The sequence below is a fragment of the Dyella sp. OK004 genome (genome assembly GCF_900114495.1).
Classification (GTDB): Bacteria; Pseudomonadota; Gammaproteobacteria; order Xanthomonadales; family Rhodanobacteraceae; genus Dyella_D.
The window spans coordinates 278,247-305,035 of the sequence record NZ_FOZI01000005.1 but is presented as its reverse complement, the minus strand read 5'-3'; the positions used below and the strand labels follow the sequence as shown (position 1 = coordinate 305,035).

Sequence of the window (26,789 nt, the reverse complement as noted above, 5' to 3'; positions counted from 1 at the left end):
CCACAGACAGGCGCCTGCTCATGGCAGGTTCCGCACGTCCTGCATCAGCGCCGGCATCATGTTGTGGTTGAGGTGGTACATCACCCAGATCGACCCACTCAGTGTGATCAGCACCAGCACGGCGGTGAAGATCAGAGCCAGCATGTTCCAGCCGCCCTCCGACTTGGTGTTCATGTGCAGGAAGTACACCATGTGCACCACGATCTGCACGGCGGCAAAGCCCAGCACCACCAGCGCGGTCGTGCTGGATGTCTTGAAGCCGCCGCTCATCACCAGCCAGAACGGAATCGCGGTGAGGATCACCGCCAGCACGAAGCCGATCATGTAACCCTTGAACGAGACGTGGGCGGCGCCCTCGTCGTGGTCATGATCATGGTCGTGGCCGCCGTGGGTGGCATGCGTATCGGCGTGTGCGCTCATGGCAGCACTCCCATCAGATAGACAAAGCTGAAGACACCGACCCACACCACGTCGAGGAAGTGCCAGAACATCGACAGGCACCACAGACGGCGCTTGTTCTCGGCGATCAAACCCTTCTTCGACACCTGCACCATCAGGGTGATCAGCCAGATGATGCCGCAGCTGACGTGCAGACCATGCGTGCCCACCAGGGTGAAGAACGACGACAGGAACGCGCTGCGCTGCGGGCCCGCGCCATCGGCGATCAAATGCGTGAACTCATACAGCTCGATGCCAATAAAGCCGGCGCCGAGCAGCCCGGTGATGGCCAGCCAGATCAGGGTTCCGCGCTGCCGGTTGCGCTGCATTTCCAGCATCGCAAAACCGTAGGTAATCGACGACAGCAGCAGCAACGAGGTATTCACTGCCACCAGCGGCAGTTCGAATATCTCGGCGCCAGTGGGGCCACCGGCATAGCTGCGGCCCAGCACGCCGTACACGGCGAACATGCAGGCGAAGATGAGGCAGTCGCTCATCAGGTACAGCCAGAAGCCCAGCAGCGTACCGTTCTGCGGATGGTGCTCGGTCTCCAGATGGAACTGGAGCGGCTCGCGCGCCTCGGCGCCCATGGCGATAGAGGTTGAATTAGACATGGCTGGCCAGCTGCTCCGTACGCGCCGCCTCGACCGCAGCCACTTCCGTGGCCGGGATGTAGAAGTCGCGCTTGTAGTTGAAGGTATGACCGATCGCCGTCGCCAGCAGCGACACGAACGCCAGCACCACCAGCGGCCACATCTGCCAGATCAGGGCAAAGCCCAGCACCGTGCTGATGCCGGCGAGGATGATGCCCGCGCCGGTGTTCTTCGGCATGTGCACGTCGATGAACCCGGACAGCGGCCGGCGATAGCCATGCTCCTTCATCTGCCACCAGGCATCGCTGTCGTGCACCTGCGGGGTGAAAGCGAAGTTGTAGGCCGGCGGCGGCGACGAAGTGGACCACTCCAGCGTGCGGCCACCCCACGGATCGCCGGTGACATCGCGCAATGCCTCGCGGCGGCGGAAGCTCACCACGAACTGAATCAGCATGCAGGCAATGCCCAATGCGATCAGCACGGCACCAAACGCGGCGATCTGGAACCAGATCTGCAGCGACGGATCCTCGAAATGATTCAGGCGGCGGGTTACACCCATCAGGCCCAGCACGTACAGCGGCATGAAGGCGAAGTAGAAACCCACCACCCACAGCCAGAACGAGCACTTGCCCCAGAACGGATCGAGCTTGAAACCGAAGGCCTTGGGGAACCAGAAGTTGATCGCGGCAAAGGCACCGAACAGCACGCCGCCAATGATCACGTTATGGAAATGCGCGATCAGGAACAGGCTGTTATGCAGCGAGAAGTCCGCCGGCGGCACCGCCAGCAGCACACCGGTCATGCCACCGATGGCGAAGGTCACCATGAAGGCCACCGTCCACATCATCGGCAGCTCGAAGGTGATGCGGCCGCGATACATGGTGAACAGCCAGTTGAAAATCTTCGCTCCCGTGGGGATCGAGATGATCATGGTGGTGATGCCGAAGAACGAGTTGACGCTGGCGCCCGAACCCATGGTGAAGAAGTGATGCAGCCACACCAGGTAGGCCAGCACGGTGATCACGATCGAGGCGTAGACCATCGAGGTGTAGCCGAACAGGCGCTTGCGGCTAAAGGTGGAGACCACTTCCGAGAACACGCCGAACATCGGCAGGATCAGGATGTAGACCTCCGGATGGCCCCAGATCCAGATCAGGTTCACGTACATCATGGCGTTGCCGCCAAGCTCGTTGGTGAACACGTGGAAGCCTAGGTAACGATCCAGCGACAGCAACGCCAGCACTGCGGTCAACACCGGGAAGGCCGCCACGATCAGCACGTTGGTGCACAGCGCGGTCCAGGTGAACACTGGCATCTGCATCAGCTTCATGCCCGGCGCGCGCATCTTGATGATGGTGACCAGCAGATTGACGCCTGATAACAGCGTTCCCACGCCGGCTATCTGCAACGCCCATATGTAGTAGTCCACACCCACATCTGGACTGGCCGCGATGCCGGACAGCGGCGGATACGCCAGCCAGCCGGTGCGCGCGAACTCGCCGACGAACAGCGACATCATCACCAGCACGGCGCCGGCCGTGGTCATCCAGAAGCTGAAATTATTGAGGAACGGGAACGCCACATCGCGCGCGCCGATCTGCAGCGGCACGATGTAGTTCATCAGGCCGGTGACGATGGGCATCGCCACGAAAAAGATCATGATCACGCCGTGCGCGGTGAAGATCTGGTCGTAGTGGTGCGGCGGCAGATAACCCGCCGAGTCGCCGAAAGCGACAGCCTGCTGCAGACGCATCATGATCGCGTCGGCAAAACCACGCAGCAGCATCACCAGGCCCAACACCATGTACATGATGCCGATCTTCTTGTGATCGATGCTGGTGAACCATTCGCGCCAGAGATAACCCCACAGGCGGAAATAGGTGATCGCGCCGAGCACCGCGATGCCGCCGAGCGCCACCGCGATAAAGGTGTACAGCAGGATCGGCTCGTGGAGCGGAATCGCCTCCCAGGTGAGGCGACCGAAAATCAGTTTGGCGAGGTCGGGATGGTCAGACATCTTGGACACCTGGGAAGGCGGTACTGCGGATAGGGCGGCTCACGGGTCAATGCTCCATGTTCGCCATGTCGTGCATGCCATGCTCGCCAGCGGCGGGCTGCCCTGCACGGGCGGCATCCTTCATCATGGTTTCGTGCATGCACGGCGTGCCGGGCTTGACGCAAAGATTGACGATCGCTTCGTAGAGATCCGGCGCCACGCTGGAGAAGCGACTCACCGGTTCGTTCTCGCTGGGCTTTTCCAGGCGCAGGTAGGCGTCGCGGTTCAGCGCACTGCCCTGCTTCGCCTGCGCCACCCACTGCGTGAACTCACTTTCGCTCACGCCATGGAACTTGAAGTGCATGCCGGAGAAACCTGCACCGCTGTAGTTGGCCGAAAAGCCCTCGTACACACCAGGCTTGTTGATCACCGCGTGCAACTTGGTCTCCATGCCGGGCATGGCGTAGATCTGGCCGGCCAGCGCGGGGATAAAGAACGAGTTCATCACGGTCGAGGCGGTGATCTTGAACTGGATCGGGCGATCGACCGGCGCGGCCAGCTCGTTCACCGTCGCAATACCTTGCTCCGGGTAGATAAACAGCCATTTCCAGTCGAGCGCCACCACTTCGACCACCAGCGGCTTGACGTCGGCCGGCACCTCGCGACCCTGCGACAGACGCTCGAGCGGACGGAACGGGTCCAGCTTGTGCGTGCTTACCCAGGTCAGTGCGCCGAGTGCGATGATGATCAGCAGCGGCGCCGACCAGATCAGCAGCTCCAGCACAGTGGAGTGATCCCAATCCGGACGATAAATAGCTTTCTTGTTAGACGCGCGGTAACGCCAGGCGAAGAACAGAGTGAGCGCGATCACCGGCACGATGATGAGCAACATCAATATCAGGGAGATGACGATCAGATCGCGCTGTTGGAGCGCCATGTCGCCGGAGGGTGACATCAGAACCGTCTGACAACCCGTCAACAGCAGGACGGCAGGCAGCAGCAGTCCGCGGAGAGCCTTGATGAACATGGCCGGGGGAGCAACCCAAAGCGTAGGGGGAGCCGGAAAATTAACCCTTTTGCTGCAATGCAGGAATAGGACACTTTGTCTCATGGCAGCGGAACCCCGTCAGTGAGATGCTTTAGCAGTCCAAGTCATTCTTTTCGAACCGAGCCATGACGATGTCGAGCACTTTTGAGCACCACCCCGATCCGTCGGCAGGCCCCCTGGCGCAAGGCGCCGCGCCGCAGCACACCGACCATTCGACGGTCGCCCCGGGCGAGATCGCCGTGGGCGTGGTCATCGGCCGCGCGTCCGAATACTTCGACTTCTTCGTATTCGGCATCGCCTCGGTGCTGGTGTTTCCGTCGGTGTTCTTCCCCTTCGAGAATCGCCTTGACGGATTGTTACTTTCCTTTGTGATTTTCGCGTTGGCGTTTGTCGCACGCCCGTTCGGCACCGCTCTGTTCATGGCGATCCAGCGCCGCTGGAGCCGCGGCACCAAGCTCACGGCGGCCCTGTTCTTGCTTGGCAGCTCTACCGTAGGTATGGCCTTCTTGCCGGGTTATGACACGCTCGGCGGCCATGCTATCGCCTTGCTGGCCTTCTTCCGCATCCTGCAGGGTATTGCCCTGGGCGGCTCGTGGGATGGCCTGCCCTCACTGCTCGCGCTCAACACCCCGCCGGGCCGTCGCGGCTGGTACGCCATGCTCGGCCAGCTCGGTGCGCCGATCGGCTTCATGCTCGCCAGCGCACTGTTCCTGTTCCTGCATGCCAACCTGTCGAACGACGATTTCCTCAACTGGGGCTGGCGCTATCCCTTCTTCGTCGCCTTCGCCATCAACGTGGTGGCGCTGTTCGCGCGCCTGCGCCTGGTGGTGACCGAGGAATACACCAAGCTGCTGGAAGAGCGCGAATTGGAACCCATCGGCATGTTCGAGATGCTGCGCAAGCAGGATCACAACATCTTCCTCGGCGCGTTCGCCGCGCTCGCGAGCTACGCTTTGTTCCACCTCGTCACCGTGTTCCCGCTGTCGTGGATCACCCTCAACGCGACGCAGTCAGTCAACAATGTGCTGATCGTGCAGGTCGTCGGTGCCGTCGTAGGCATCCTGGGCACCATCGCCTCCGGTTTCATCGCGGACCGCATCGGCCGCCGCACCACACTCGGCCTGCTCGCGATCCTGATCGGCATCTTCAGCTTCTTCGCCCCGTGGCTGCTCGGCGGCCAGCAGGCCGCGCAAGACGCCTTCATCCTGATCGGCTTCGCCCTGCTCGGCCTCTCCTACGGCCAGGCCGCCGGCACCGTCACCTCCAACTTCCCGATCCGCTTCCGCTACGCCGGCGCCGCCCTCACCTCCGACCTCGCCTGGCTCATCGGCGCCGCATTCGCACCGCTGGTAGCGTTGAGCCTGTCATCCAAATTCGGACTCGGTGCGGTAAGCCTCTACCTACTCTCCGGCGCCATCTGCACCCTAGGCGCATTGCGACTCAATCGAGCCCTCGAAGCTCGCGATTGATGAAAAAAGGCCCGGCATCGCCGGGCCTTTTTCTATTTGTGCAAGCCTTAACTGTGCGACCAACAAGTAGCAACACTATCCCGAGCACGCACCCCTCACCCCAACCCTCTCCCCGAAGGGGAGAGGGAGAAGTTGCTCTATAGCCGATGAGGACTGAGCGATCAGGCCGAGAAGAAAACCATCCCGACGCCTGACACTGGAAAAGGCGTAGCTACAGAGCACACCGCCCGCTCTTCAGGCCATTTCTCTTTGGTTACTTTCTCTTTGGGCCAGCAAAGAGAAAGTGACCCGGGCCGCGGCAGCGGTTCGGAAGCCCGCGGCAGGCGAGCCAGAGCACGCAGACGCGACAACCGAAGCGCACCACTACTGGATCCCAGCCTACGCAGGGATGACGAAGTAGAAGCGGTGAACCGAGCACCCACCCCTCACCCTAACCCTCTCCCCGAAGGGGAGAGGGAGAACATCAGTCACTCCGCAGCCGGCAACACATGCCCATGCTCAACACGAACATCCCCACCAAACCGCCGCGCCCACCGATCAAACCAAAGATAAATCGCCGGTGTCGTGTAAAGCGTCAACACCTGCGAAACCACCAGGCCACCCACGATAGAAATACCCAGCGGCACGCGCAGCTCGGCGCCAGCGCCATGCCCCAGCGCCAATGGCAACGCTCCCAGCAAGGCCGCCAATGTCGTCATCATGATGGGCCGGAAACGCAGCGCGCAGCCTTGGCGGATCGCACTCAACGGATCCAACCCCTCGCGCTCCGCCACCAAGGCAAAGTCGATCATCATGATCGCGTTCTTCTTCACAATGCCGATCAACAGAATAATGCCGATCAACCCCATCACCGACAGATCCTGCCGGCACAGGATCAGCGCCACCAGCGCGCCCATACCCGCCGACGGCAAGGTAGAGATGATGGTGAGCGGATGGATGGCGCTCTCATACAACACGCCCAGCACGATATAGACCGTCACCAAGGCAGCGAGAATCAGCCACGGCTGGCTCGCCAGCGAACTCTGGAACGCCTGCGCTGTACCCTGGAATGAACCGGTGACCGTCGCCGACATACCCATGCCCTGCTCCGCCGTGTGAATCGCGGTGACGGCATCGCCCAACGATGCACCGGGCGCAAGATTGAAAGACAGCGTTATCGCCGGGAACAGCCCTTGATGGTTCACCGTCACCGGCGACACCCCATTGTCGATCGTCGCCAGCATGCTCAGCGGCACCAGTTGCTGGGTCAGCGAAGAACGCACATACAGATGCGCCAGGGCGTCGGTGCTGAGCTGGAAGCGCGGATCGGCCTCTTCAATCACGTGGTACTGGTTGGTCTGCGTGAACAGCGTCGCCACCTGGCGCTGGCCAAACGCGTCGTACAGCACATCGTCGATGGCCTGCACGCTCACGCCGAGACGCGCCGCCGTATCCCGGTGGATATTCAATGTCGCCGTCATCGCCGAAGGCTGGCGGTCGGAGCTGATGTCGCGCAGCTGCGGCATCGCTTTCATCTTCGCAGCCAGCTCGCCGGCCCAGTGGTCCAGTGTGGTGACGTCGGCACTCTGCAAGGTGTACTGGTACTGGGCAGCACTTAAACGGCCGCCGACCTGGATGTCCTGGCGCACCTGCATCTGCAGCTGCACGCCCTCGATGTTCTTGGTGGCCTTCTTCAGGCGCGCCATCACCACGTCGGCAGGGGTCGTGCGCTGACCGAACGGCTTGAGGTTGATCATCATGCGGCCCTGGCTCAGGGTCGGGTTGGGACCAATCCAGTAATAGACGTTGTCCACGTCCGGGTCGGCCATCACTATATTGCCCAGCTGCTGAATGCGACCGGTCATAGCGTCATAGGAGATGCTGGACGAAGCCTGTGCCGTACCGATAATCAGGCCGGCATCCTCCTGCGGGAAGAAGCCCTTGGGAATGAACACGTACAGCGCGATGGTGGCGGCGAACGTGACCATGGCAATACCGAGCACCAGGCGCCGGTGATTGAGCGTCACATCCAGCGTACGCACGTAGAAACGCGTCATGCCTTCGAAGAAGTTTTCCAGCGCGGTATAGACCCGCCCATGTTTCTGGTCATGGTGCGGACGGATCAGCCATGCGCAGAGCATCGGCGTCACCGTTAGCGACACGATGCCGGAGACTACGATGGCCGCGCTCACCGTCACCGCGAACTCACGGAACAAACGGCCGACGATGCCGCCCATCAGCAGGATCGGTATGAACACCGCGATCAACGAGATGGTCATCGACACGATGGTGAAGCCCACTTCCCGCGTGCCATCGATGGCGGCCTGTACCGGCCCCTTGCCCATTTCCATATGACGCACCACGTTTTCGATCACCACGATGGCGTCGTCCACCACGAAGCCGACCGCGATGGTCAGACCCATCAGCGACAGATTGTCCAGGCTGTAATTGAGCAGGTACATCACGCCGAAGGTGGCGATCAGCGACAGCGGAATGGTGAGACTGGGGATCACCGTCGCCCATAGGTTGCGCAGGAAGCAGGCGATCACCATCACCACCAGCGCGATGGTGATCATCATGGTCAACTGCACATCTGCGACCGAAGCCTGGATGGTCTGCGTGCGGTCGCCAACCACCTGCACTTTCACCGTCGGCGGAATCGATGCAGTCAGCGCCGGCAGCCGGTCGTTGATGGCCTTGATGGTATCCACCACGTTGTAGCCGGGCTGCTTGTGCACATCCATGATGATGGCGCGCTTGCCCTCCAGCCACGCGGCTTCGCGCACGTCCTCCGCTGCCTGCACCACCTGACCGATATCGGCGACGCGGATCGCCGCGCCGTTGCGATACGCCACCACCAGGTTCGCGTAGGCATCCGGGCTCACGATCTGGTCGGTACTGTTGAGCACGATGGTCTGGTGCGTGCCATTCAAGGTGCCCTTGGGCGCATTCACCGTCTGGGTGCCCACCACCGTGCGCACTTCATCCATGGTCAGGCCCAGCCCGGCGACTTTGTCCGGATCAAGCTGGATACGCACCGACGGACGCTGTTGTCCGTGAAAATCGACCAGACCCACGCCGGGCATCTGTGACACCTGCGGCGCGATGAAATCCTCCATGTAGCGATCCAGCTCGGTCAGCGGCAGCGAGTCCGAAGTAAGCGCGATCGACATGATGGTGAAGTCCGCCGGATTCACCTTGTGATAGGTCGGCGGGTTCGGCAGGTTCTTCGGCAGCAGGCCACCGGCCGCACTGATGGCGGTCTGTACGTCCTGAGCAGCGCCATCGATATTGCGCGACAGGTCGAACTGCAACACCACCTGCGTGGTACCCAGCGAACTCGACGACGTCATCTGCGTCACGCCCGGTACGTTCGCCAGCGAACGCTCCAGCGGTGTCGCCACCGACGACGCCATGGTCTCCGCACTCGCTCCCGGCAGACTTGCGCTGACGCTGATGGTCGGAAAGTCCACCTGCGGCAGCGGCGCCACTGGCAGCATGCGGTATGCCACCAGGCCAACCAGGATCAGACCAATCGCCAGCAAGCTGCTGCCGACACGGCGGCGGATGAAGGTATCGGAAAGACTCATGAGGAAGCGCCTGCAGCCGCACCGGGCTGAACAACGTTGACCTTGGCGCCCGGCGTCAACTGCGACTGGCCGTCCAGCACCACGGTGTCGCCCACATGGATGCCCTGCTCCACCACCTGCTGGTCACCATTGGCGACACCCAGCTTCACCGGACGCGACTGCGCCGCGTGATCCGCATCCACCACGTAGACATACGCGCCGTTCTGGTCGCGCTGCACCGCACGCGACGGCACCACCACGGCCTGCGGCTGCACGCGCAGCAGCAGGCGTGCGGCAACAAACTCGCCCGGCCACAGCATGCGATTCTCATTGGTGAACTGCGCCTTCAACAGGATCTGCCCGGTACCGGCATCCACCTGGCTGTCGACAAACACCAGCTCGCCATCCGCCAAATGACGACTGCCGTCGCGCGTACTTGCCACTACCTTGGCCTGGCCTGCCGCCTGCGCCTGCATCACCTCCGGCAACACATCCTGCGGCACCTGGAAGGTCACCGTGATTGGCTGCAACTGAGTGATGGTGACCAGCCCCGTGGTATCGCTGGCATGCACCTGGCTGCCCTGATCCACCAGACGCTGGCCCACGCGTCCGCTGATCGGCGCCGTAATGCGCGTAAAGCCCATTTGCAAACGTGCGCTGTCCACCGCGCCGCGATCGCTCGCCACCGACGCCAGCAACGACTGCGCCTGCGCCTTCTGCGCATCCAGCTGCTGCTGCGGCACCACCTGCAGACTCGACAACTTGGCATACCGCTGCAGATCCAGTTCCGCATTCGCCCGCTGCGCATCGTCCCTGCGCATATTCGCCTGCGCCTGATCCAGCGCCGCCTGGAACGGCCGCGAATCGATCTGCGCCAACACATCACCCGCCTTCACCATCTGCCCTTCGGTGAACGCAACCTTGTCCAGCTGCCCATCCACCCGCGTCTTCACCGTCACCACATTCAACGGCTGCACCGTACCGATCGCACTCACCCACACCGGCACATCCCGCTGCTCCGCCTGGCCCACGCTGACCGGGATCGTCGCGACCTTCGGCGTGGTATTGGCCTCGCCACTCGAACGCGGCGCATACACAAACGCGAATACCACCACGATCAGCGCAGCCGCCGAGCCAATAAGAAGAACACGCCGGGAACGGCGCGGCCGCGAAGTAGATTCAGCAACAAGCGGAGAAGACATAACGGCAATCCATAACGAGCCCTAAGCCCTGCCGTCAAAGCATGCCGCCCCCCGCCTCCACTCCCTTTCGCCGCGACATTAAAAAGAATTAAGGCTTTCCGTTTCTTTTGCTCTGCTTGAGAGCGTGCGGAGGGTAAGGGCGAACCATCCCGACGTCTGACACTGGGAAGGGCGCAGCTACAGAGCACACCGCCTGCTCTCAGGCCATTTCTCTTTGGTTACTTTCTCTTTGGGCCAGCAAAGAGAAAGTGACCCGAGCCGCGGCAGCGGTTCGGAAGCCCGCGGCAGGCGAGCCAGCGCACGCAGACGCGACAACTGAAGCACACCACTACTGGATCCCTGCCTGCGCAGGGATGACAAAGTAGAGGCGGTGAACCGAGCACCCATCCCTCACCCCAACCCTCTCCCCGAAGGGGAGAGGGAGAAAAGCGAGCCATCCCAAAGGTCTCAGAGGGAGAGGGAGCTAAAGCCTAAAGCGCACCCAACACATACCCCACCCCCGGCAACGTCCTCAACAACACCTCCCCCTCCCCCTCCCCCTCCCCCTCCCCCTCAATCTTCCGCCGCAGCCGATGCACATGCATATCCACCACCGCCCCCTGCGGATCGAAGTCGTAATCCCACACCGCCTCCAGCAGCATCCCGCGCGTCACCACCTGCCCCGCATGCCGCATCAGATACTCCAGCAGCAGATACTCCCTGGGTTGCAGCGGAATCAGCACATCGCCGCGCCGCGCCTGCCGCGCCAAAACATCCAGCCGCAGATCACCGACCTGTAACTGCTGCGCCCCGCGCGAAGGGTCGCTGCGCCGGGCCAGCGCCTCGATCCGCGCCAACACCTCGGCGAAGGCATACGGTTTCACCAGGTAATCGTCACAACCCGCCTGCATGCCCTCCACACGATCGGCAGTGCTGGCAAGAGCGCTCAGCATCAGCACGCCTACACGCGGATCGTCGCGACGCAGCGTCCGGACCAGTTCGATGCCATCTATACCCGGCAGACCCCGGTCCACCACCAGCACGTCGTAGATCCCCTCGCGCGCCAGCGCCAGACCCAGCGCACCGTCACTGGCCACGTCCACCACATGGCCGCTTTCGGTCAGGCCGCGGGCCAGATAGCTGGCGGCGCGCTCGTCGTCCTCGATGATCAGCAGGCGCATGGAGTCGTGGCGATTCTTAAATGGAATTAATCTGCAGGCCAAAGCCGGCTACGGATGCTCCGGCGACAATAATGCCCAGAACAACCCGGAGATATCGATGTCGCGCATTCTGGTGGTCGAAGACGACGCACAGACCGCCGCCGAGATCGTCGACGCGCTGCTCGACCATGGTTTCAGCGTCGAGCACGCGGAGGACGGCCGGCAAGGCCTGGTGAAAGCCGTGGCCGGCGGCTTCGATGCTGTCGTGCTGGACCGCATGCTTCCCGGCACACCCGATGGACTCGGCGTGCTGGCGACGCTGCGCGCCACCGGCGCACAGATGCCGGTGCTGATCCTCAGCGCACTCTCCGCGCTGGACGAACGCGTGCGCGGCCTGCGCGCCGGTGGTGACGACTACCTCACCAAACCGTTCGAAGCGATCGAACTCACCGCGCGCCTCGACGCCTTGCTGCGCCGCCGCCATGTGCCCGCGCAGGAAACTACGCTGCGCGCCGGCTCGCTGGAGATCGATCTGCTGACACGCGCCGTTCGCCGCGACGGCGAAACGATCAGCCTGCTCCCGCGCGAATACAACCTGCTGGCCTTCCTGATGCACCATGCCGGCCAGGTAGTGACGCGCACCATGCTATTCGAGGAGGTATGGGGCTATCGCTCGGAAGAGCGCACCAACGTCATCGACGTACATATCAGCAAGCTACGCCAGAAGATCGACGTGGAAGGCCGTCCCTCCTTGATCCAGACCATGCGCGGCTCGGGGTACATCCTGCATGCGACTGACTGAGCTGCCACGCACCACCGGCTTCCGGCTGGCGCTGATGTTCCTGGTGTTGTTCGGCACCTGCTCGCTGCTGCTGTTCGCCTTCGTTTACTGGCAGACCGTGGGCTACATGGCGCGCGAACAGGATGGTTGGCTGCGCCGCGAGTCGGCGAATTTCAGCACGCTTTCACCCGACGACCGCCAGCTGCGCTTGCGCGAGCACACGCGCGGCGATCCCGGTGGGCGCCGGCCCTTCGGCGAATTCGATGCCGACGGCCGCTGGCTGGCCGGCAACCTCGCCAGCCTGCCTACGGAACTGCACGCCACCGATCAGCCAATCAATTTCAGTCTATTCAGCGCAGACGCGCGCACGCCGTTCCGTGGCTACGCCACGCGGCTGCCGAACGGCCACTGGCTGGTGGTCGCGCAGAACGTACACGAGCCGCGCGAGTTCGAAGAGCTGATGGTGCGCGCCATGTTCGGCGCTGGCCTGCTCACGCTAATCTTCGGGTTCGCCGGCGCGGTAGCCGTGGGTGTCTCGTCGATGCGCCGCATTGACGCGATCACCCTGGCGATCCGGCGCATCGTCACTGGGGACCTCAGCGAGCGCCTGCCGGTCGAAAGCGGCGGCGGCGACCTGAACCGGCTCACCCACGAAGTGAACGGCATGCTCGACAACCTCGAGCGGCTGGTCCACGAAGTCAAAGGCGTCTGCGACAGCATCGCGCACGACCTGCGCACGCCGTTGACCCGTCTGCTCGGTGGGTTGGAGCGCGCCTTGCGCCGCGCCACCACGCCAGAGGAGTTCCGCAGCTCCATCGCCGACGCCATCGATGAAGTCAGCGCCCTGCTCAAGACCTTCAACGCCCTGCTGCGCATCTCGGAAATCGAGGCCGGCGCGCGCCGTGCCGGCTTCACCCAGGTGTCGCTGTCTACGGTGCTTGCGGATGTGGTCGAGTTCTACCAGCCGCTGGCGGAAGAAAAACAGCTCAGTCTGGAACTCGTCGGCGGCGCCACGCCCACCGAAGCCACCTTGCCCGGCGACCCCAGCCTGCTGTTCGACGCCATCGGCAACCTGGTCGACAACGCCATCAAATTCACGCCACCCGGCGGCAAGGTCGTGGTGCGGCTGGATGGACAGCATCATCTGCTAAGCGTGACCGACAACGGCCCCGGCATCCTGCCCAGCGAACGCAAAGCCGTACTCAACCGCTTCCACCGCAGCGAACCCAGCCGCAGCACCCCAGGCAACGGCCTCGGTCTGAGCCTGGTCGCGGTGATTGCCCACCTGCACGACATGAAAGTCGACATCACCGACGCAGCACCCGGTTGCTGCGTTTCGCTGTCATGGCCCGAAGCCAACTCAACAACCCCGTAGGAGCAGCCCCCGGATCCAGCCCAAGGTAGGCTCAGTGCGCGGCAGCGCTTAGCTAGACGCGCCCGAAGCAAGCAACAACGGACCCACGTCCCGACACCGGGCCACTTCACCGCACCCGGCCGGACGCAAGCAAGATTCCCCTTCGACATGTCATTGAATGCCCGATGACGCGCGAAAGCAGCGTGAAGCGTCGCTGTGCAAATCGCGTGATGGTCTTAGGTTGTGAATTTCGACGCTCTGTTCACGTCAGCCCGCTGCAATGACAACAGCAACAACACCACCGCCAGCACCAGATAAGCACCGGCAAATTGCCACACCACACTGCGCTCGCCGGCATCCAGCAACCAGGGCAGATACACTCCGCCCGCGGGCTCCACCGAATGGATCAGCCCGAACAGGCTGAGCGCGCCACCCAGCAAAAGAATCAACGCGCCGCGCGCCGTCTTGCCGTCGATCAGCGCTACCACGAAGCTGGCCCAGATCATCGAGGTGATGATGAAGCCGTTGCCCAGCACGGTGATCACCGCCAGTTCGGAAATGCCGTGCGCGCGGTCGTTGAACAAGGCGCCGAAATGCTCGGGCGACACGTAGGTGGGATCGCTCAGCTTGATCGTCACCATGCGCGCGATAGCCGGAAAGAAACTGAACACCACCGCAGCCGCATAACGCATCGGCGTCGCCTCGAACGCCTGCACGGTGATGCCGATGGCAACGAACACCAGGATCGGCGCCAGCACCGACAGCGGCACCAGTTCCACCAGATTGGACAGATAACCGAACACCCCGCCCAGCCCGATCACCACACCGGTCAGCAAGGTATAGCCGCTGCGCGCACCCATCGCCTTGTACGAAGGCTGGCCGATATACGGCGTGGTCTGTGCCACGCCGCCGCAAAAGCCCGCGACCAACGTCGCCAGCGCCTCCACCAGCAGAATGTCGCGGGTCGAGTAGTCATCACCCGCCGCGCGCGCACTCTCGGTGACATTGATGCCGCCCACCACCATCAGCAGACCGAACGGAAGAATCAGCGGCAGGTAAGGCACGGTATATGCAGTGCCCTGCATCCACTGCAACGTCGGCAGCGGCAACGCGAAGCGCCATTGCCATGCGGCCGGTGCGTGGTAACCCGTGCCCAGCCAACCCAGCGGCCCCAGCACGTAATACAGCAAGGCACCGATCACGAATGCCACCAGCACACCCGGCAAACCGAACGGCAGGCGACCGCGTGCCACCAGCGCATACAGCACCACACCAAGCCCGGCGAAGCCCACCACCGGCACCTTCAGAATCTCCACCAGCGGCAGGAAGCCCATCAACACCAGCGCGATGCCGGCGATCGAACCGAGCAACCCGGCGCGCGGCACGTGCCGCTGCACCGCCGCGCCAAAGAACGACAGCACGAACTTCAGCACACCCATCACCACCAGCGAGGCCATGCCCAGCTGCCAGGTCGCCACCGCCGCGACATGCTCGTCCATCCCGCCCTGCTTGAAATGCAGAAACGCCGGACCGAGTACCAGCAGCGCCATGCCGATACTGGTTGGCGCATCCAGGCCCAGCGGCATCGCCGTGACGTCATCGCGCCCAGTTCGCCGTGCCAACTTCCGCGCCATTGCGGTGTAAGCCAGGTTGCCCAGCAGCACGCCCAGCGCCGTGCCGGGGAACATGTGCAGGAACACGATATCGGCCGGGAACCCGAAGATGCCGATCAGCGCCGTGGCTAGAAACGCCATGATGGACAGGTTGTCCACCACCAGCCCGAGAAAGCCGTTGAGGTCGCCGGGAGTGAGCCAGCGACGCGAAGAAGAAGGGTTCAAAGGGAATTCCCTGTGTGATGGCGGCGTGTATGGAGGTAGTTCAAGCACATCGTTCCGGCACCGCGCCGATCAGAACGACACATCCGCCGGCTGCGTCACCCGCATCACCGACTGATCCCCCGTGCGCTGCTTCCACGCCGCGCGGATCGCCTCGATCCGTGCGCGGTTCTCCTGCGTATCCGGGTAATCGATCACTAACTGTTTCGAACGCAACCGCTCGGGCACCACCTGCTGCTTGCCCTGCCACTGCCCATACACATCCAGCACGCTCAACCCATCCGGAAAACGCGGCGTCACTTCCTTATCCAGAAACGCCCGCCACGCCTGCTCGCTCATGCCATTTACCGGATCGTCCGCCGCACCCAGACCAAAATAAAGCCGCGTCTCCACCCAACCCTGCGTCGCCGCTGGATGCGCCGCATCCCCCTGCAACGTCGAGCCCGTCGTCGTCGGCTGCACCGCACACGCCGTCATCCAACCCAGCGTCAACACGATCGGCAACACACGAAAAAATCGCATCGACATCCCCTTCCAGAATATTTGGACGTCCATCGCCGATGAACGTCAGATGCATCAAAGTATTGACATCAACCTCATGCAATGCAACAAATGCATTACTCGCGTACTAAACACACGCGGGCCCACTGCCAGTAACACCCGCAACACCCATCGCCGCATGCCAAAAGCATGCGGCGATGTTCGTTATGGCGGTGCGTTATTTGCTTATGAGCGGATGACGGCGTCGTGGATTCGAGAGCACAAAGCAACGCGCAAAGTAGCCACGCTCTACCGAGCACCCACACCCCTCCCCAACCCTCCCCTGTCCCACGGGACTAGCTGCGCGTCGCAAGCAGGGGAGGGAGCAAAGCTTGGTGCGGCGGTGAGTGGAGGACGATCAGGCCGAGAAGAAACCATCCCGACGCCTGACACTGGAAAAGGCACAGCTACAGAGCACACTGCCTGCTCTTCAGGCCATTTCTCTTTGGTTACTTTCTCTTTGGGCCAGCAAAGAGAAAGTGACCCGGACCGCGGCAGCGGTTCGGAAGCCCGCGGCAGGCGAGCCAGCGCACGCAGACGCGACAACCGAGCGATAAGGCACTGGATTCCGGCCTGCGCCGGAATGACGAAGTTTGGCGGAATCTAGTGCCCCACCACTCGCCCGCAACAACGATGTCCGCCACAATCCCCACATGAACAACCCCGCAGTCGCCCCGTGACCAGCACCCTGGCCCTCCCCTTAGAAATACCCATCGAACCGGGCCTGATGGTCATCCACGGCAACCGCCTGGAAGACCTGCGCGACCTGCTCACCGCCTGGCTCGCACGCACACCGCTGCACCCGCTCGAAGACGAACTCATGCTCGTGCAGAGCAACGGCATCGCCCAGTGGCTGAAACTCGCGCTGGCGCGTCCAGCAAACCAGGGCGGACTCGGCATCAGCGCCGCCGTACAAGTACAACTGCCAGGCCGCTTCCTGTGGGAAGCCTACCGTGCCGTACTCGGGCGAGACGCCGTGCCGCCCACCTCGCCCTTCGACAAATCGCGCCTCGCCTGGCGCCTGCTGCGCCTGATCCCACAACACCTCGACGACGCGGATTTCCGCCCGCTGCGCGACTTCCTCGGCAGCGACCCGGACTGGCGCAAGCGCTACCAACTGGCGGCGCGCGTCGCCGACCTGTTCGACCAGTATCAGGTGTACCGCGCGCACTGGCTGGCGGATTGGGAGCATGGCCGCGACGTGCTGGCCGATGACTGGCGCAGTCGAGTCACGCCGCTTTCTTCCGAGCAACGCTGGCAGGCGCAGCTATGGCGCCTGCTGTTGCAGGACGTCGGTACGGCGGAACGTCATAGCCACCGCGCCGCCGTGCATCAGGCTTTTGTCGAACGCGCGCAGGCGCTGACGACACGGCCGGAAGCATTGCCCCGCCGCATCGTGGTGTTCGGCATCTCCTCGCTGCCGCAACAGACGCTGGAAGCGCTCACCGCGCTGGCGCGGCATTGCCAGATCCTGCTGGTGGTGGCCAATCCCTGCCGCCATTACTGGGCCGACATCATCGAAGACCGCGAGCTGCTCAAGGCCCGCCAGCGGCGCCACTCCGGCAAGCCCGGCCTGCCGGACGAGCCGCGCTTCGAAGATCTGCATCTGCATGCCAACCCCCTGCTGGCCGCATGGGGCAAGCAGGGTCGCGATTACATCCGCCTGCTCGACAGCTTCGATCGCCCCGACGACTATCGCCGCCGCTTCGCCGCCTGGAGCCGCGGTATCGATCTGTTCTCCGACGTAGGTAAGGACACGCTGCTGCATCAGGTGCAGCAGGCCATACTCGATCTGGAACCGCTGCCGGCCAATCCGACCAAGCGACAGCACTGGCGCGAAGGCGATGACTCGCTGCGCTTCCACATCGCGCACAACCCACAGCGCGAAGTGGAAATCCTGCACGACCAGCTGCTTGCGCTATTCGCCCAGGCCGCCAGCGAAGACCGTCCGCTGGCGCCGCGCGACGTGATCGTGATGGTGCCGGATATCCAGACCTATGCGCCGCATGTGCAAGCCGTATTCGGGCGCATCGCGGCGGACGATCCGCGCTATCTGCCCTATTCCGTGGCCGACCAGCCCGATCGCAGCACCGCGCCGCTACTGGTGGCGCTGGAGCATCTGCTATCGCTACCGGAGTCGCGCTTCACCGTCAGCAATATCCTCGACCTGCTCGATGTGCCCGCGCTGCGCAAACGCTTCGGGTTCGACGAAGCCGGCCTGCCCACCTTGCGCCGCTGGATCGAAGGCGCCGGTATCCGCTGGGGTCTCGACGGTGCGCAGAAAGAGAGTCTCGGCTTGCCGGCGCAGGCACAGAACAGCTGGCATTTCGGCCTGCGCCGCCTGCTGCTCGGCTATGCCGTGGGCAATGGTGAAACCTGGCAGGCGATGGCGCCTTACGGCGAAGTGGGCGGTCTCGACGCCGCCCTGCTCGGCCCGCTGACTGAACTGCTCGAACAGCTCGAACAGACCTGGCAATCCCTGCGTGGCACCGCCACGCCAACGGAGTGGGTGACACGCCTGCGTGCCCTGCTGCTTGCATTCTTCGCCACCGATGACAGCGACGACGGCGACCGCCTCGGCCGCCTGGACGACGCGCTGGATGAGTGGTTGCAAGCCTGCAACGAAGCCGCCCTGGTCGAACCGCTGCCGCTCAACATCGTGCGCGAGTACTGGCTGGAGAGCATCGACGCCACGCGCCTGTCGCAACGCTTCATGGGTGGCGCGGTGAGCTTCGGCACCCTTATGCCGATGCGCGCGATTCCGTTCCGCGTGGTGTGCCTGCTCGGCATGAACGATGGCGATTACCCGCGCCACCACGCGCCTGCCGATTTCGATCTGATGGCGCTGCCCGGCCACGCCTGTCCTGGCGACCGCTCGCGCCGCGAGGATGACCGCTATTTGTTCCTCGAAGCCCTGCTCTCCGCGCGCGATGCGCTGCATGTGAGCTGGGTGGGACGCAGCGCGCGCGACAACACCACACTGCCGCCATCCGTCCTGGTCGGCCAGCTGCGCGACTATCTGGCCGCCGGCTGGCAGCATCCAGCGGAAGCCGCGAACCTGCTCGACGCGCTGACCACCGAATACCCGCTGCAACCTTTCAGCAAACGCTATTTCGGCGCCGGCCACGACCCGCGCGTCTTCACCTATGCGCACGAATGGCAGCAGGCGCACCGCGCCGCCAACCAAGACGACAGCGACAACACGCTCGCACCCTGGGAGCCCGATGCCGCGCTGAGCCTGGGCCAGCTGCAGAGCTTCCTGGCGCGACCGGTGCGCTATTTCTTCAACCAGCGCCTGAAAGTGCATTTCACCGCCGAGGATGCGGAGACAGCCGACGAAGAGCCGTTCGCGCTCGACGGCCTGGAGCGCTATGGCGCGATCCAGTCGGTGCTGCATGCTGCCCTGGCCGATCCCGCGCAGACCGGCATGCATGACGCAGTAACGGAGGCCGTGCAGCGCCTGCGCGAGCAAGGCCGGCTGCCGCCAGGCGGCTTCGGCGAACTGTGGCAGGACAACATCGCCACCGAAGCCCGCGCACTCGCGAGCCTGTGGCGAGAAGCGGAACAACGCTGGCCGCGCCTGGAAGACAAATACGAACTCCGCTATGCCGCGCATGGCGTGATGATGGAAGACTGGCTGGCCGACCTGCATGACGGTGATGGGGGCAACTATCTGCGGCTTGAGCTGATCCAGGGCCCGCTGCTGCGCCAGCGCGTATTACGTCTGGACAAGCTTATTCCGGCATGGGTGTCGCATCTGTTCGCGAATGCCAATGGCCTGCCCTTGCAGACGCGCATCGTAGGCATCGACGCCCAGCCCTGGTTGCCAGTGATGGAGCGACCACAGGCCGCGTCGCTGCTCGATGCATTGCTGCATGCCGTGATGAGCGGCATGCGCTCGCCGCTGCCGATCGCCCGCAAGACCGCCTTCGCCTGGCTGCAGGCCGAGAGCGAAGGCAAGGACACCTTCGCCGCGGCCCGGCTTTCGTATGACAGCGACGACGCCAGCCAGCGCGCAGGCGAGGTCGATGAAGATCCCTACCTGCAACGCGCATGGCCAACCTTCCAGACCATGCAACAGGCCGGCTTTGAACACTGGCTACCGCTGTATCGCTCGCTCGCCACCTACGTGCAACAGCAAGGAGAGGACGCATGAGCGCCAGCGCGCCGCTCCAACCGTTGCGCCTGCCGTTGCGCGGCGTGCAGCTGATCGAAGCCAGCGCCGGCACCGGCAAGACCTGGACCATCGCCGCGCTCTATCTGCGTCTGGTACTCGGCCACGGTACCGGCGTGCCGCTGCTGCCCGCGCAAATCCTGGTACTCACCTTCACCAAGGCCGCTACGGCGGAACTGCGCGACCGCATCCGCGCACGGCTAGCGGAAGCCGCCGGCCTGTTCCGCGGCCATGGCACGCCCGATGAATTCCTCGCCGCGCTGATCGCCGAATACCCCGACCAGCACGGCCGCGCCCTAGCCGCGCGCCAGCTGGAGCTGGCCGCGCAATGGATGGACGAAGCGGCGGTACACACCATTCACGGCTGGTCGCAACGCATGCTGGGCCAGCACGCGTTCGACAGCGGCCATCCCTTCGTCCAGGACACCGACACCGACGAAAGCGAACTGCTGGCAGAGGCGGTGCGCGACTACTGGCGACTGCAATGCCTCACCCTTGATCGCGACGGTGCCGCCCTGCTCGCACGCTGGTGGCAGACTCCGCAGGACTTGCAGCGCACACTCAAGCCGCTGCTGCGCCAGCCGGCGGATCAACTGCGCCTGCATGGCCGCCCACTGCCGGACGTCGACGACGTGCGCACTGCCCTTCAGGCGCCGCTGGCACGTTCGCAGCAGGCGCAAGCGCACGCGCGTGCGCTATGGCTGCACGACATCGTCGCGATTGAGACTGCGATTGGCGCCGCGATGAGCAAAGGAGCGCTCAACGGACGCAGCTATCCCGCCAAGCGCATGCCCGACGATCTGGCCGCCATGCGCACATGGGCTCAGGGCGAAGCCATCGATGAAGCCGTATTGCGCCGCTTCACCCAGACCAAGCTCAGCAACTCGGCCAACAAGAACAAGACGGCGCCAGCGCATGCCGCTTTCGCCGCCATCGACGAGGCCGTCGAAAGCCTGGGCGCACTCGATCAGGCCAGGCCGCTGGTGCTTGCCCACGCCGCGCCCTGGGTCGCCGCGCGACGGGACCAAGCCAAGCGACAGCGCGCGCAGCTCGGCTTTGACGACATGCTCACGCGCCTGGACGACGCTTTGCGGAGTCCCAGCGGCGAGCGGCTGGCCAACACCATCGCCACGCAGTATCCGGTGGCGCTGATCGACGAATTCCAGGACACCGACCCGCTGCAGTGGCAGATCTTCCGTCGCATCTATGCCCAGCGCGCCGACACTAGCCTGCTGTTGATCGGCGATCCCAAACAGGCCATCTACGGTTTTCGCGGCGCTGATATCCATACGTATCTGCAAGCGCGCAACACCGCCAGCCGGCCGACCTGGACACTGACCACCAATTACCGCTCCACCACCGCATTGGTCGATGCGGTGAATAGCGTCTACGAATATGCCGACTCGCACCCGCAGGGCGCCTTCGGCTTCGGTCATGGCGAACACGGCCTGCCGTTCCAGCCGGTGCTGGCTCGCGGACGCGACGACCAACTGCTGCTCGACGGCGCGCCATTGCCCGCGCTGCAATTCGCCGTGCTGGACCCGGACCAGACCGTCGGCAGCACCGCCTATCGCCTGCGCCTGTCCACGCAAGCCGCGGCCTGGCTGGTGCAGTTGCTCGACGCCGCGCAACACGGGCGCTGCGGCCTCCAGGCCAAGGACCGACCGCTGGTACCGCTGAAGCCCGGCGATATCGCCGTGCTGGTGCGCAACGGCAAAGAAGCGGCGGCGATACGTTCGGCCCTGCGCGAGCATGGACTCAAGAGCGTGTACCTGTCCGACCGCGACTCCGTCTATGCCTCATCCGAAGCGGAGGATTTGCTGCTTTGGCTGAAGGCCTGCGCCGAGCCCGGCTCCGATCGCGCCATGCGCGCGGCGCTCGCCACGCCCAGCCTCGATCAGAGCTATGCCGAACTCGACCGCCTCAACAGCGACGAGCGCTATTGGGAACAATGCGGCGAACGCTTCCGCCGTTTCCACGACACCTGGCTGCGCCACGGCGTGCTGGCGATGCTGCACGACATGCTGCATCGCTTCGACCTGCCCTCGCGCTGGATGGCGCGTGACGACGGCGAGCGCGCACTGACCAACCTGCTGCATCTGGCCGAGCTGTTGCAGCAGGCCGCCGCCATGCTGGACGGCGAACATGCGCTGATCCGCCATCTCGGCGAACAGATCGCCGCCGCCCGCGACGGTGAGGCCGACACCGCCGAGGAACAGATCGTGCGCCTGGAAAGCGAGGCGGAACTGATCAAGGTGGTGACCATCCACAAATCCAAGGGTCTGGAATATCCGCTGGTGCTGCTGCCGTTCGCGTGTAGCTTGCGCGAACTCAAACGCACTGACAGCTTTGTATGGCACGACGACGAAGGCCAGCCGCATGCAGACCTGCAACCGGATGAACACGCCTGGAGCCGCGCCGAACGCGAACGCCTGCAGGAAGATCTGCGCCTGCTCTATGTCGCGCTGACACGTGCGCGCCACGCCTGTTGGCTGGGCGTGGCCTGCGTGCGAGTGGGCAATGAGAAGGCACCATCGCTGCACAAATCCGCCTTGGGCTACCTGCTCTCCGGCGGAGAGATGATCGAACCGACTGAACTGATGCCCGTGCTGCGCGCACTGGCCAGCGATCAGCCAGCGATCCGGATCGAAGCGTTGCCCGATATGCCACAACCCTCGGTATACCGTTTGGCCATCGCCGGAACTACCGAACTGCAGCCGGCGCGCAGCTATCCCGGCCAGCCCGGCGAGCGCTGGTGGATCGCCAGCTACAGCGCCCTACGCTATGGCGAGGACAACAGCGGCGACACACCCGCCGCGCCGGAAACCGCCACGCAGGATGTACTCGCCGAGGCCAGCATCGAACAAGCGGAACCGACGATGGCTCCGGTCAGCAGCGTAGGCAGCGGCATTCATGCATTCCCTCGCGGTGCGATGGCGGGCACCTTCCTGCACGACCTGTTGGAATGGGCCGCGGAGGAAGGCTTCGCCCGCGTAGCGGAAGATCCGTCGCTGGCCATGGAGCAGATCGTGCGCCGCTGCCAGCGCCACGCCTGGCAGGATCAGGTGGAAACCCTGTCGCGCTGGCTGCCGTCACTGCTGCGCATGCCGCTGCCACTAGCCAGTGAACGTTCGCTCGCACTGGGCGACCTGAAGCGCACCACCAGCTATCGCGCCGAACTGGAATTCTGGTTCGCCGCGCACCGGGTGGACACCACCGTGCTGGATCGACTGGTCACCGCGCACACGCTGGACGCCCGCCCGCGCCTGCCGCTGTTGCGCGACCAGCTCAACGGCATGCTCAAGGGTTTTATCGATCTCCTGTTCGAACACGATGGCCGCTACTACGTGGTCGACTACAAATCGAACTGGCTGGGTCCGGACGCCAGCGCCTACACCACCGAAGCCATGCGCGACTCCGTGCTGCGCGAGCGCTACGACCTGCAGTACGCCATCTACACCCTGGCGCTGCACCGCCAGCTGCGCGTGCGCCTGCCTGACTACGACTATGACCGCCATGTCGGCGGCGTGCTGTATCTGTATCTGCGCGGCGTCGACGCGCAAGGCCATGGCGTGCATCGCGAACGTCTGCCACGCCAGCTGATCGAGGCGATGGACGTGCTGTTCGCCGAGGGGGAGCAAGCGCATGCAGCCTGATTCCCGCCTTGCCCTGCTCGCCCATGCCACCGAACAAAAGCGCCTGCGCGCGCTCGACATCGCGTTCGCGCGCTTCCTCGCCGAACAGGATGCACAAGCCGATGCCGGCTGGCTGTTGCTCGCCGCCCTGCTCAGCCGACAGCTGGCCGACGGCCATCTCTGTCTCGACCTTTCCATGTGGCGGACGCTCGCCGACGAGCAATCCTGGCCCTCGCACTGGCGCGATGCGATTGAGCGAACCTTGCAGGCACAAGTCCTGCCTGTATGGATCGGCAGCGGCGAAGGCGCCACGCCACTGGTGCTGGACGGCATACGACTGTACCTGCGGCGCTACTGGAACCATGAGCGTCAGGTGGCGCAGGCAATCAGCGAACGCTGGTCGGTAATACAGGCGGTGCCGACACACCTCGGCGAAGAACTGGCCCGCCTGTTTCCCGCCTCCGCCGCACAGCCGGACTGGCCGCGTGTCGCCTGTGCGCTAGCCGCGCATGGCGCCTTCACCGTGATCACCGGCGGCCCGGGCACCGGCAAGACCACCACCGTGGTGCGCCTGCTCGGACTGCTGCAGACCTTGCATCTGCGCGAACAGCCGCGGCCGCTGCGCATCCGTCTCGCCGCACCCACCGGCAAGGCCGCCGCGCGGCTCAACGCGTCCATCCACGGCCAGCTGGCGCGCCTTGATGTCGACGACGCCGTGCGCGCAGCCATTCCCGCCACCGTCGACACACTGCACCGCCTGCTCGGCGCGCGCCCCGACACCCGCAGCTTCCGCCACGACGCCTCGCACCCGTTGGCGCTGGACGTGCTGGTGATCGATGAAGCCTCGATGGTCGATTTGGAAATGATGTCCGCCGTGCTCACCGCGCTGCCATCGTCCGCACGGTTGATCCTGCTTGGCGACAAGGATCAGCTTTCCTCGGTGGAAGCCGGCGCCGTGCTCGGCGATCTATGCCGCCGCGCCGAAGGCGGTCACTACGAGCAGACCACGGCCGATTGGCTGCGCACGACCACCGGCGACAACGTGCAGCCATGGGTGAGCAGCGATGCCCGCGCACTGGATCAGCATGTAGTGATGCTGCGGCACAGCCATCGCTTCGACGCCGCCAGCGGCATCGGCCGCCTGGCGCAGGCCGTGAACGCGGGAGATCTCGGCAGTGTGCGCACCTTGTTTCAGTCACCGCAGATGGATATCGCCTGGATCGATGGCGTCGCGGATGCAAACGAACTTTCCACCCTCGTACTGCACGGCGGCCGCGAACACTTCGCTGTGCAGGACGGTGATGCTCCGCAGGGCTATCGCCACTATCTCGAACAGCTGCGCCGCGAACGGCCGGCCATCGATGCCGGCGACGAGGCACATGCGCAGTGGGCACGCCACGTACTCGACGCCTTTCACCGCTTCCAGCTGCTATGCGCGCTGCGCAGCGGACCTTACGGCACGGAAGGTCTCAATCAGCAGATCGCCGGCATCCTGCAACGCACCCAGCTGATCGACGCCGGCCACGACTGGTACGAAGGCCGGCCGGTATTGATGACGCGCAACGACTACAACCTCGGCCTGATGAATGGCGACGTCGGCATTGCGCTGCGCGTGCCTTCCACCGATGGCGAACCGCGTTTGCGTGTAGCGTTTTTGGTCGCCGATGGTTCGCGTGGCGGTGCGCAGACGGAACGTATCCGCTTCATCCTGCCTTCGCGGCTGGGCGAGCTGGAGACGGTGTTTGCGATGACGGTGCATAAGTCGCAGGGCTCCGAGTTCGAGCATACGGCGCTGGTGTTGCCGGAGCGGGCTAGCGGCGTGCTGACGCGGGAGCTTTTGTATACGGGGGTTACGCGGGCGCGGCGGTGGTTTACGTTGGTGGGTGGGGGAGATGTGGTGGCTGAGGCGGTGGGGAGGGTGACGTTTAGGCATTCGGGGTTGAGGGATCGGTTGCGCTGACGCTTTGCGCCCTTCTCCCTCTCCCTTCGGGAGAGGGCCGGGGTGAGGGTTCGACCCTTGCGATGTACACACCTACTCCGTCATTCCGGCGAAGGCCGGAATCCAGTGGCGTTGTCGCTCGGTTTTAGCGTCTGCGTGCGCTGGCTCGCCTGCCGCGGGCTTTCGAACCGCTGCCGCGGTCCGAGTCACTTTCTCTTTGCTGGCCCAAAGAGAAAGTAACCAAAGAGAAATGGCCTGAGAGCAGGCGGTGTGCTTTGTAGCTACACCTTTTCCAGTGTCAGGCGTCGGGATGGCTCTCTTCTCGGCCTGATCGTCCAGCACTCACTACCGTGCAGAGCTTTTGCTCCCTCCCTGCTTGCGACGCGAAGCTAGTCCCGTGGGACAGGGGAGGGTTGGGGTGGGGTGATGGGTGCTCGGGAACGCGCTGCTATCTAGCATTCTTGCTCTGCGGTCCGCAGTAGACCACCCTCAATCGAACCCACACCCTGCATCCCCCGCCAGCGTCTTGCTCCTCGCCCCGCCCGCTCCGCTCACATCAATCCGCGTGCCTGGTGCGCCGGAGGTATTGCTGGCTTGGCCGTCGCCGTTTTTGTTGCATACAACGAAGCTGAGGGATGGGCCGCCATCGCTGGGGACGGTGCGTTTGAGTTGGCCTTGTTGGCCGTAGCTGATGATCTTGTTGTCTTTGGCGATGACGCTGACGTTTTGCGGGCCAGAGGTGTTGCGTAAAAGTTGGAAGCCACTCTTTGGGTCGCTGTCGTAGACCTGGTCAGCACCGTCAGTGCCGACAGGGTAGGCGTAGATGAGCCAGCCGGTGTCGTAGGCAGTGGTGGTGGCGCAGGTTTTGCCGTCAGCGCTGGGGCAGAGGGAGACGAAGGTGCCGCGGGTGACGGCTTCGCTGCGTGCATAGGCGAAAGCGGCAAGGAGGCTGTTGGTGGCGGTGGTGATCTGGTGGCGGTGGATGAGGTTGCGGAAGTTGGGTACGGCTATCGCCGACAGAATCGCGAGCACGAAGATGGTGATCATCAGCTCGATCAGGCTCAGGCCGCGCTGGCGGGATGGAGGTCTGCGCATGGC

The 26,789-nt window shown here is 63.9% G+C and carries 16 protein-coding genes; 6 read left to right on the top strand and 10 right to left on the bottom strand.

Annotated features, from left to right (window positions below; translation table 11 throughout):
- Positions 1-18 precede the first annotated feature (18 nt).
- The 4 genes from cyoD to cyoA are packed head-to-tail and all read right to left on the bottom strand — an operon-like array spanning position 19 to position 4,054.
- Entirely contained in the window at positions 19-420 is a 402-nt protein-coding gene (gene cyoD / locus BM338_RS19575; RefSeq protein WP_090454017.1) for a cytochrome o ubiquinol oxidase subunit IV, read from the bottom strand.
- The gene (cyoC, locus tag BM338_RS19570) at positions 417-1,052 is read right to left on the bottom strand and encodes a cytochrome o ubiquinol oxidase subunit III (RefSeq protein ID WP_090454015.1); all 636 of its coding nucleotides are present in this window, start codon (positions 1,050-1,052) and stop codon (positions 417-419) included. The genes cyoD and cyoC overlap by 4 nt, the downstream gene beginning before the upstream one ends.
- The gene (gene cyoB / locus BM338_RS19565; RefSeq protein ID WP_090454203.1) at positions 1,045-3,048 is read right to left on the bottom strand and encodes a cytochrome o ubiquinol oxidase subunit I; all 2,004 of its coding nucleotides are present in this window, start codon (positions 3,046-3,048) and stop codon (positions 1,045-1,047) included. The genes cyoC and cyoB overlap by 8 nt, the downstream gene beginning before the upstream one ends.
- Before the next feature lie 46 nt (positions 3,049-3,094).
- Positions 3,095-4,054 carry a ubiquinol oxidase subunit II gene (gene cyoA, locus BM338_RS19560; RefSeq protein WP_090454013.1) on the bottom strand — a complete coding sequence of 320 codons (960 nt, stop codon included), beginning with the start codon at positions 4,052-4,054 and terminating at the stop codon, positions 3,095-3,097.
- A 152-nt stretch (positions 4,055-4,206) separates the two neighbouring features.
- Here cyoA and BM338_RS19555 point away from each other — a divergent pair, with 152 nt between their 5' ends.
- Complete coding sequence (locus BM338_RS19555) at positions 4,207-5,544, top strand: MFS transporter (protein ID WP_090454011.1); 1,338 nt, start codon at positions 4,207-4,209, stop codon at positions 5,542-5,544.
- 467 nt (positions 5,545-6,011) lie between these two features.
- Here BM338_RS19555 and BM338_RS19550 read toward each other — a convergent pair whose 3' ends face one another.
- From BM338_RS19550 to BM338_RS19540, 3 genes are all read right to left on the bottom strand, one after another.
- Entirely contained in the window at positions 6,012-9,113 is a 3,102-nt protein-coding gene (locus BM338_RS19550) for an efflux RND transporter permease subunit (RefSeq protein ID WP_090454009.1), read from the bottom strand.
- Entirely contained in the window at positions 9,110-10,294 is a 1,185-nt protein-coding gene (locus BM338_RS19545) for an efflux RND transporter periplasmic adaptor subunit (RefSeq protein WP_090454007.1), read from the bottom strand. Before BM338_RS19545 ends, BM338_RS19550 begins: the two co-directional genes overlap by 4 nt.
- Before the next feature lie 470 nt (positions 10,295-10,764).
- Entirely contained in the window at positions 10,765-11,454 is a 690-nt protein-coding gene (locus BM338_RS19540) for a response regulator transcription factor (protein WP_090454005.1), read from the bottom strand.
- A gap of 97 nt (positions 11,455-11,551) precedes the next feature.
- Here BM338_RS19540 and BM338_RS19535 point away from each other — a divergent pair, with 97 nt between their 5' ends.
- Both BM338_RS19535 and BM338_RS19530 read left to right on the top strand, forming a co-directional pair.
- On the top strand, positions 11,552-12,235 hold the full coding sequence (locus BM338_RS19535) for a response regulator transcription factor (RefSeq protein WP_090454003.1): 684 nt from the start codon (positions 11,552-11,554) through the stop codon (positions 12,233-12,235).
- Complete coding sequence (locus BM338_RS19530) at positions 12,222-13,589, top strand: sensor histidine kinase (RefSeq protein WP_090454000.1); 1,368 nt, start codon at positions 12,222-12,224, stop codon at positions 13,587-13,589. The genes BM338_RS19535 and BM338_RS19530 overlap by 14 nt, the downstream gene beginning before the upstream one ends.
- Before the next feature lie 215 nt (positions 13,590-13,804).
- On the opposite strand, the gene BM338_RS19525 is transcribed toward BM338_RS19530, so the two are convergent.
- Both BM338_RS19525 and BM338_RS19520 read right to left on the bottom strand, forming a co-directional pair.
- Complete coding sequence (locus BM338_RS19525) at positions 13,805-15,406, bottom strand: SulP family inorganic anion transporter (protein ID WP_090453998.1); 1,602 nt, start codon at positions 15,404-15,406, stop codon at positions 13,805-13,807.
- 69 nt (positions 15,407-15,475) lie between these two features.
- Entirely contained in the window at positions 15,476-15,925 is a 450-nt protein-coding gene (locus BM338_RS19520) for a DUF3574 domain-containing protein (protein ID WP_090454201.1), read from the bottom strand.
- A 694-nt stretch (positions 15,926-16,619) separates the two neighbouring features.
- Here BM338_RS19520 and recC point away from each other — a divergent pair.
- The 3 genes from recC to recD are packed head-to-tail and all read left to right on the top strand — an operon-like array spanning position 16,620 to position 25,712.
- A complete protein-coding gene (gene recC / locus BM338_RS19515) occupies positions 16,620-20,099 on the top strand; it encodes an exodeoxyribonuclease V subunit gamma (RefSeq protein WP_090453996.1) in 3,480 nt (1,159 codons plus the stop codon).
- Positions 20,096-23,773: an exodeoxyribonuclease V subunit beta gene (gene recB / locus BM338_RS19510; protein WP_090453993.1), complete on the top strand. Its 3,678-nt coding sequence runs from the start codon at positions 20,096-20,098 to the stop codon at positions 23,771-23,773. The genes recC and recB overlap by 4 nt, the downstream gene beginning before the upstream one ends.
- Complete coding sequence (gene recD, locus BM338_RS19505) at positions 23,763-25,712, top strand: exodeoxyribonuclease V subunit alpha (RefSeq protein WP_090453990.1); 1,950 nt, start codon at positions 23,763-23,765, stop codon at positions 25,710-25,712. The genes recB and recD overlap by 11 nt, the downstream gene beginning before the upstream one ends.
- Before the next feature lie 468 nt (positions 25,713-26,180).
- Here recD and BM338_RS19500 read toward each other — a convergent pair whose 3' ends face one another.
- On the bottom strand, positions 26,181-26,786 hold the full coding sequence (locus BM338_RS19500; protein ID WP_090454199.1) for a GspH/FimT family pseudopilin: 606 nt from the start codon (positions 26,784-26,786) through the stop codon (positions 26,181-26,183).
- Positions 26,787-26,789 lie beyond the last annotated feature (3 nt).

Excerpts from the sequence above, each read along its gene's own strand:
- BM338_RS19530 (WP_090454000.1), top strand. The coding sequence starts at position 12,222 with ATGCGACTGACTGAGCTGCCACGCACCACCGGCTTCCGGCTGGCGCTG.
- cyoD (WP_090454017.1), bottom strand. The coding sequence starts at position 420 with ATGAGCGCACACGCCGATACGCATGCCACCCACGGCGGCCACGACCAT.
- recD (WP_090453990.1), top strand. The coding sequence starts at position 23,763 with ATGCAGCCTGATTCCCGCCTTGCCCTGCTCGCCCATGCCACCGAACAA.
- BM338_RS19520 (WP_090454201.1), bottom strand. The coding sequence starts at position 15,925 with ATGCGATTTTTTCGTGTGTTGCCGATCGTGTTGACGCTGGGTTGGATG.
- BM338_RS19535 (WP_090454003.1), top strand. The coding sequence starts at position 11,552 with ATGTCGCGCATTCTGGTGGTCGAAGACGACGCACAGACCGCCGCCGAG.
- BM338_RS19540 (WP_090454005.1), bottom strand. The coding sequence starts at position 11,454 with ATGCGCCTGCTGATCATCGAGGACGACGAGCGCGCCGCCAGCTATCTG.
- BM338_RS19500 (WP_090454199.1), bottom strand. The coding sequence starts at position 26,786 with ATGCGCAGACCTCCATCCCGCCAGCGCGGCCTGAGCCTGATCGAGCTG.
- cyoC (WP_090454015.1), bottom strand. The coding sequence starts at position 1,052 with ATGTCTAATTCAACCTCTATCGCCATGGGCGCCGAGGCGCGCGAGCCG.
- recB (WP_090453993.1), top strand. The coding sequence starts at position 20,096 with ATGAGCGCCAGCGCGCCGCTCCAACCGTTGCGCCTGCCGTTGCGCGGC.
- cyoA (WP_090454013.1), bottom strand. The coding sequence starts at position 4,054 with ATGTTCATCAAGGCTCTCCGCGGACTGCTGCTGCCTGCCGTCCTGCTG.
- BM338_RS19545 (WP_090454007.1), bottom strand. The coding sequence starts at position 10,294 with ATGTCTTCTCCGCTTGTTGCTGAATCTACTTCGCGGCCGCGCCGTTCC.
- cyoB (WP_090454203.1), bottom strand. The coding sequence starts at position 3,048 with ATGTCTGACCATCCCGACCTCGCCAAACTGATTTTCGGTCGCCTCACC.
- BM338_RS19555 (WP_090454011.1), top strand. The coding sequence starts at position 4,207 with ATGTCGAGCACTTTTGAGCACCACCCCGATCCGTCGGCAGGCCCCCTG.
- BM338_RS19550 (WP_090454009.1), bottom strand. The coding sequence starts at position 9,113 with ATGAGTCTTTCCGATACCTTCATCCGCCGCCGTGTCGGCAGCAGCTTG.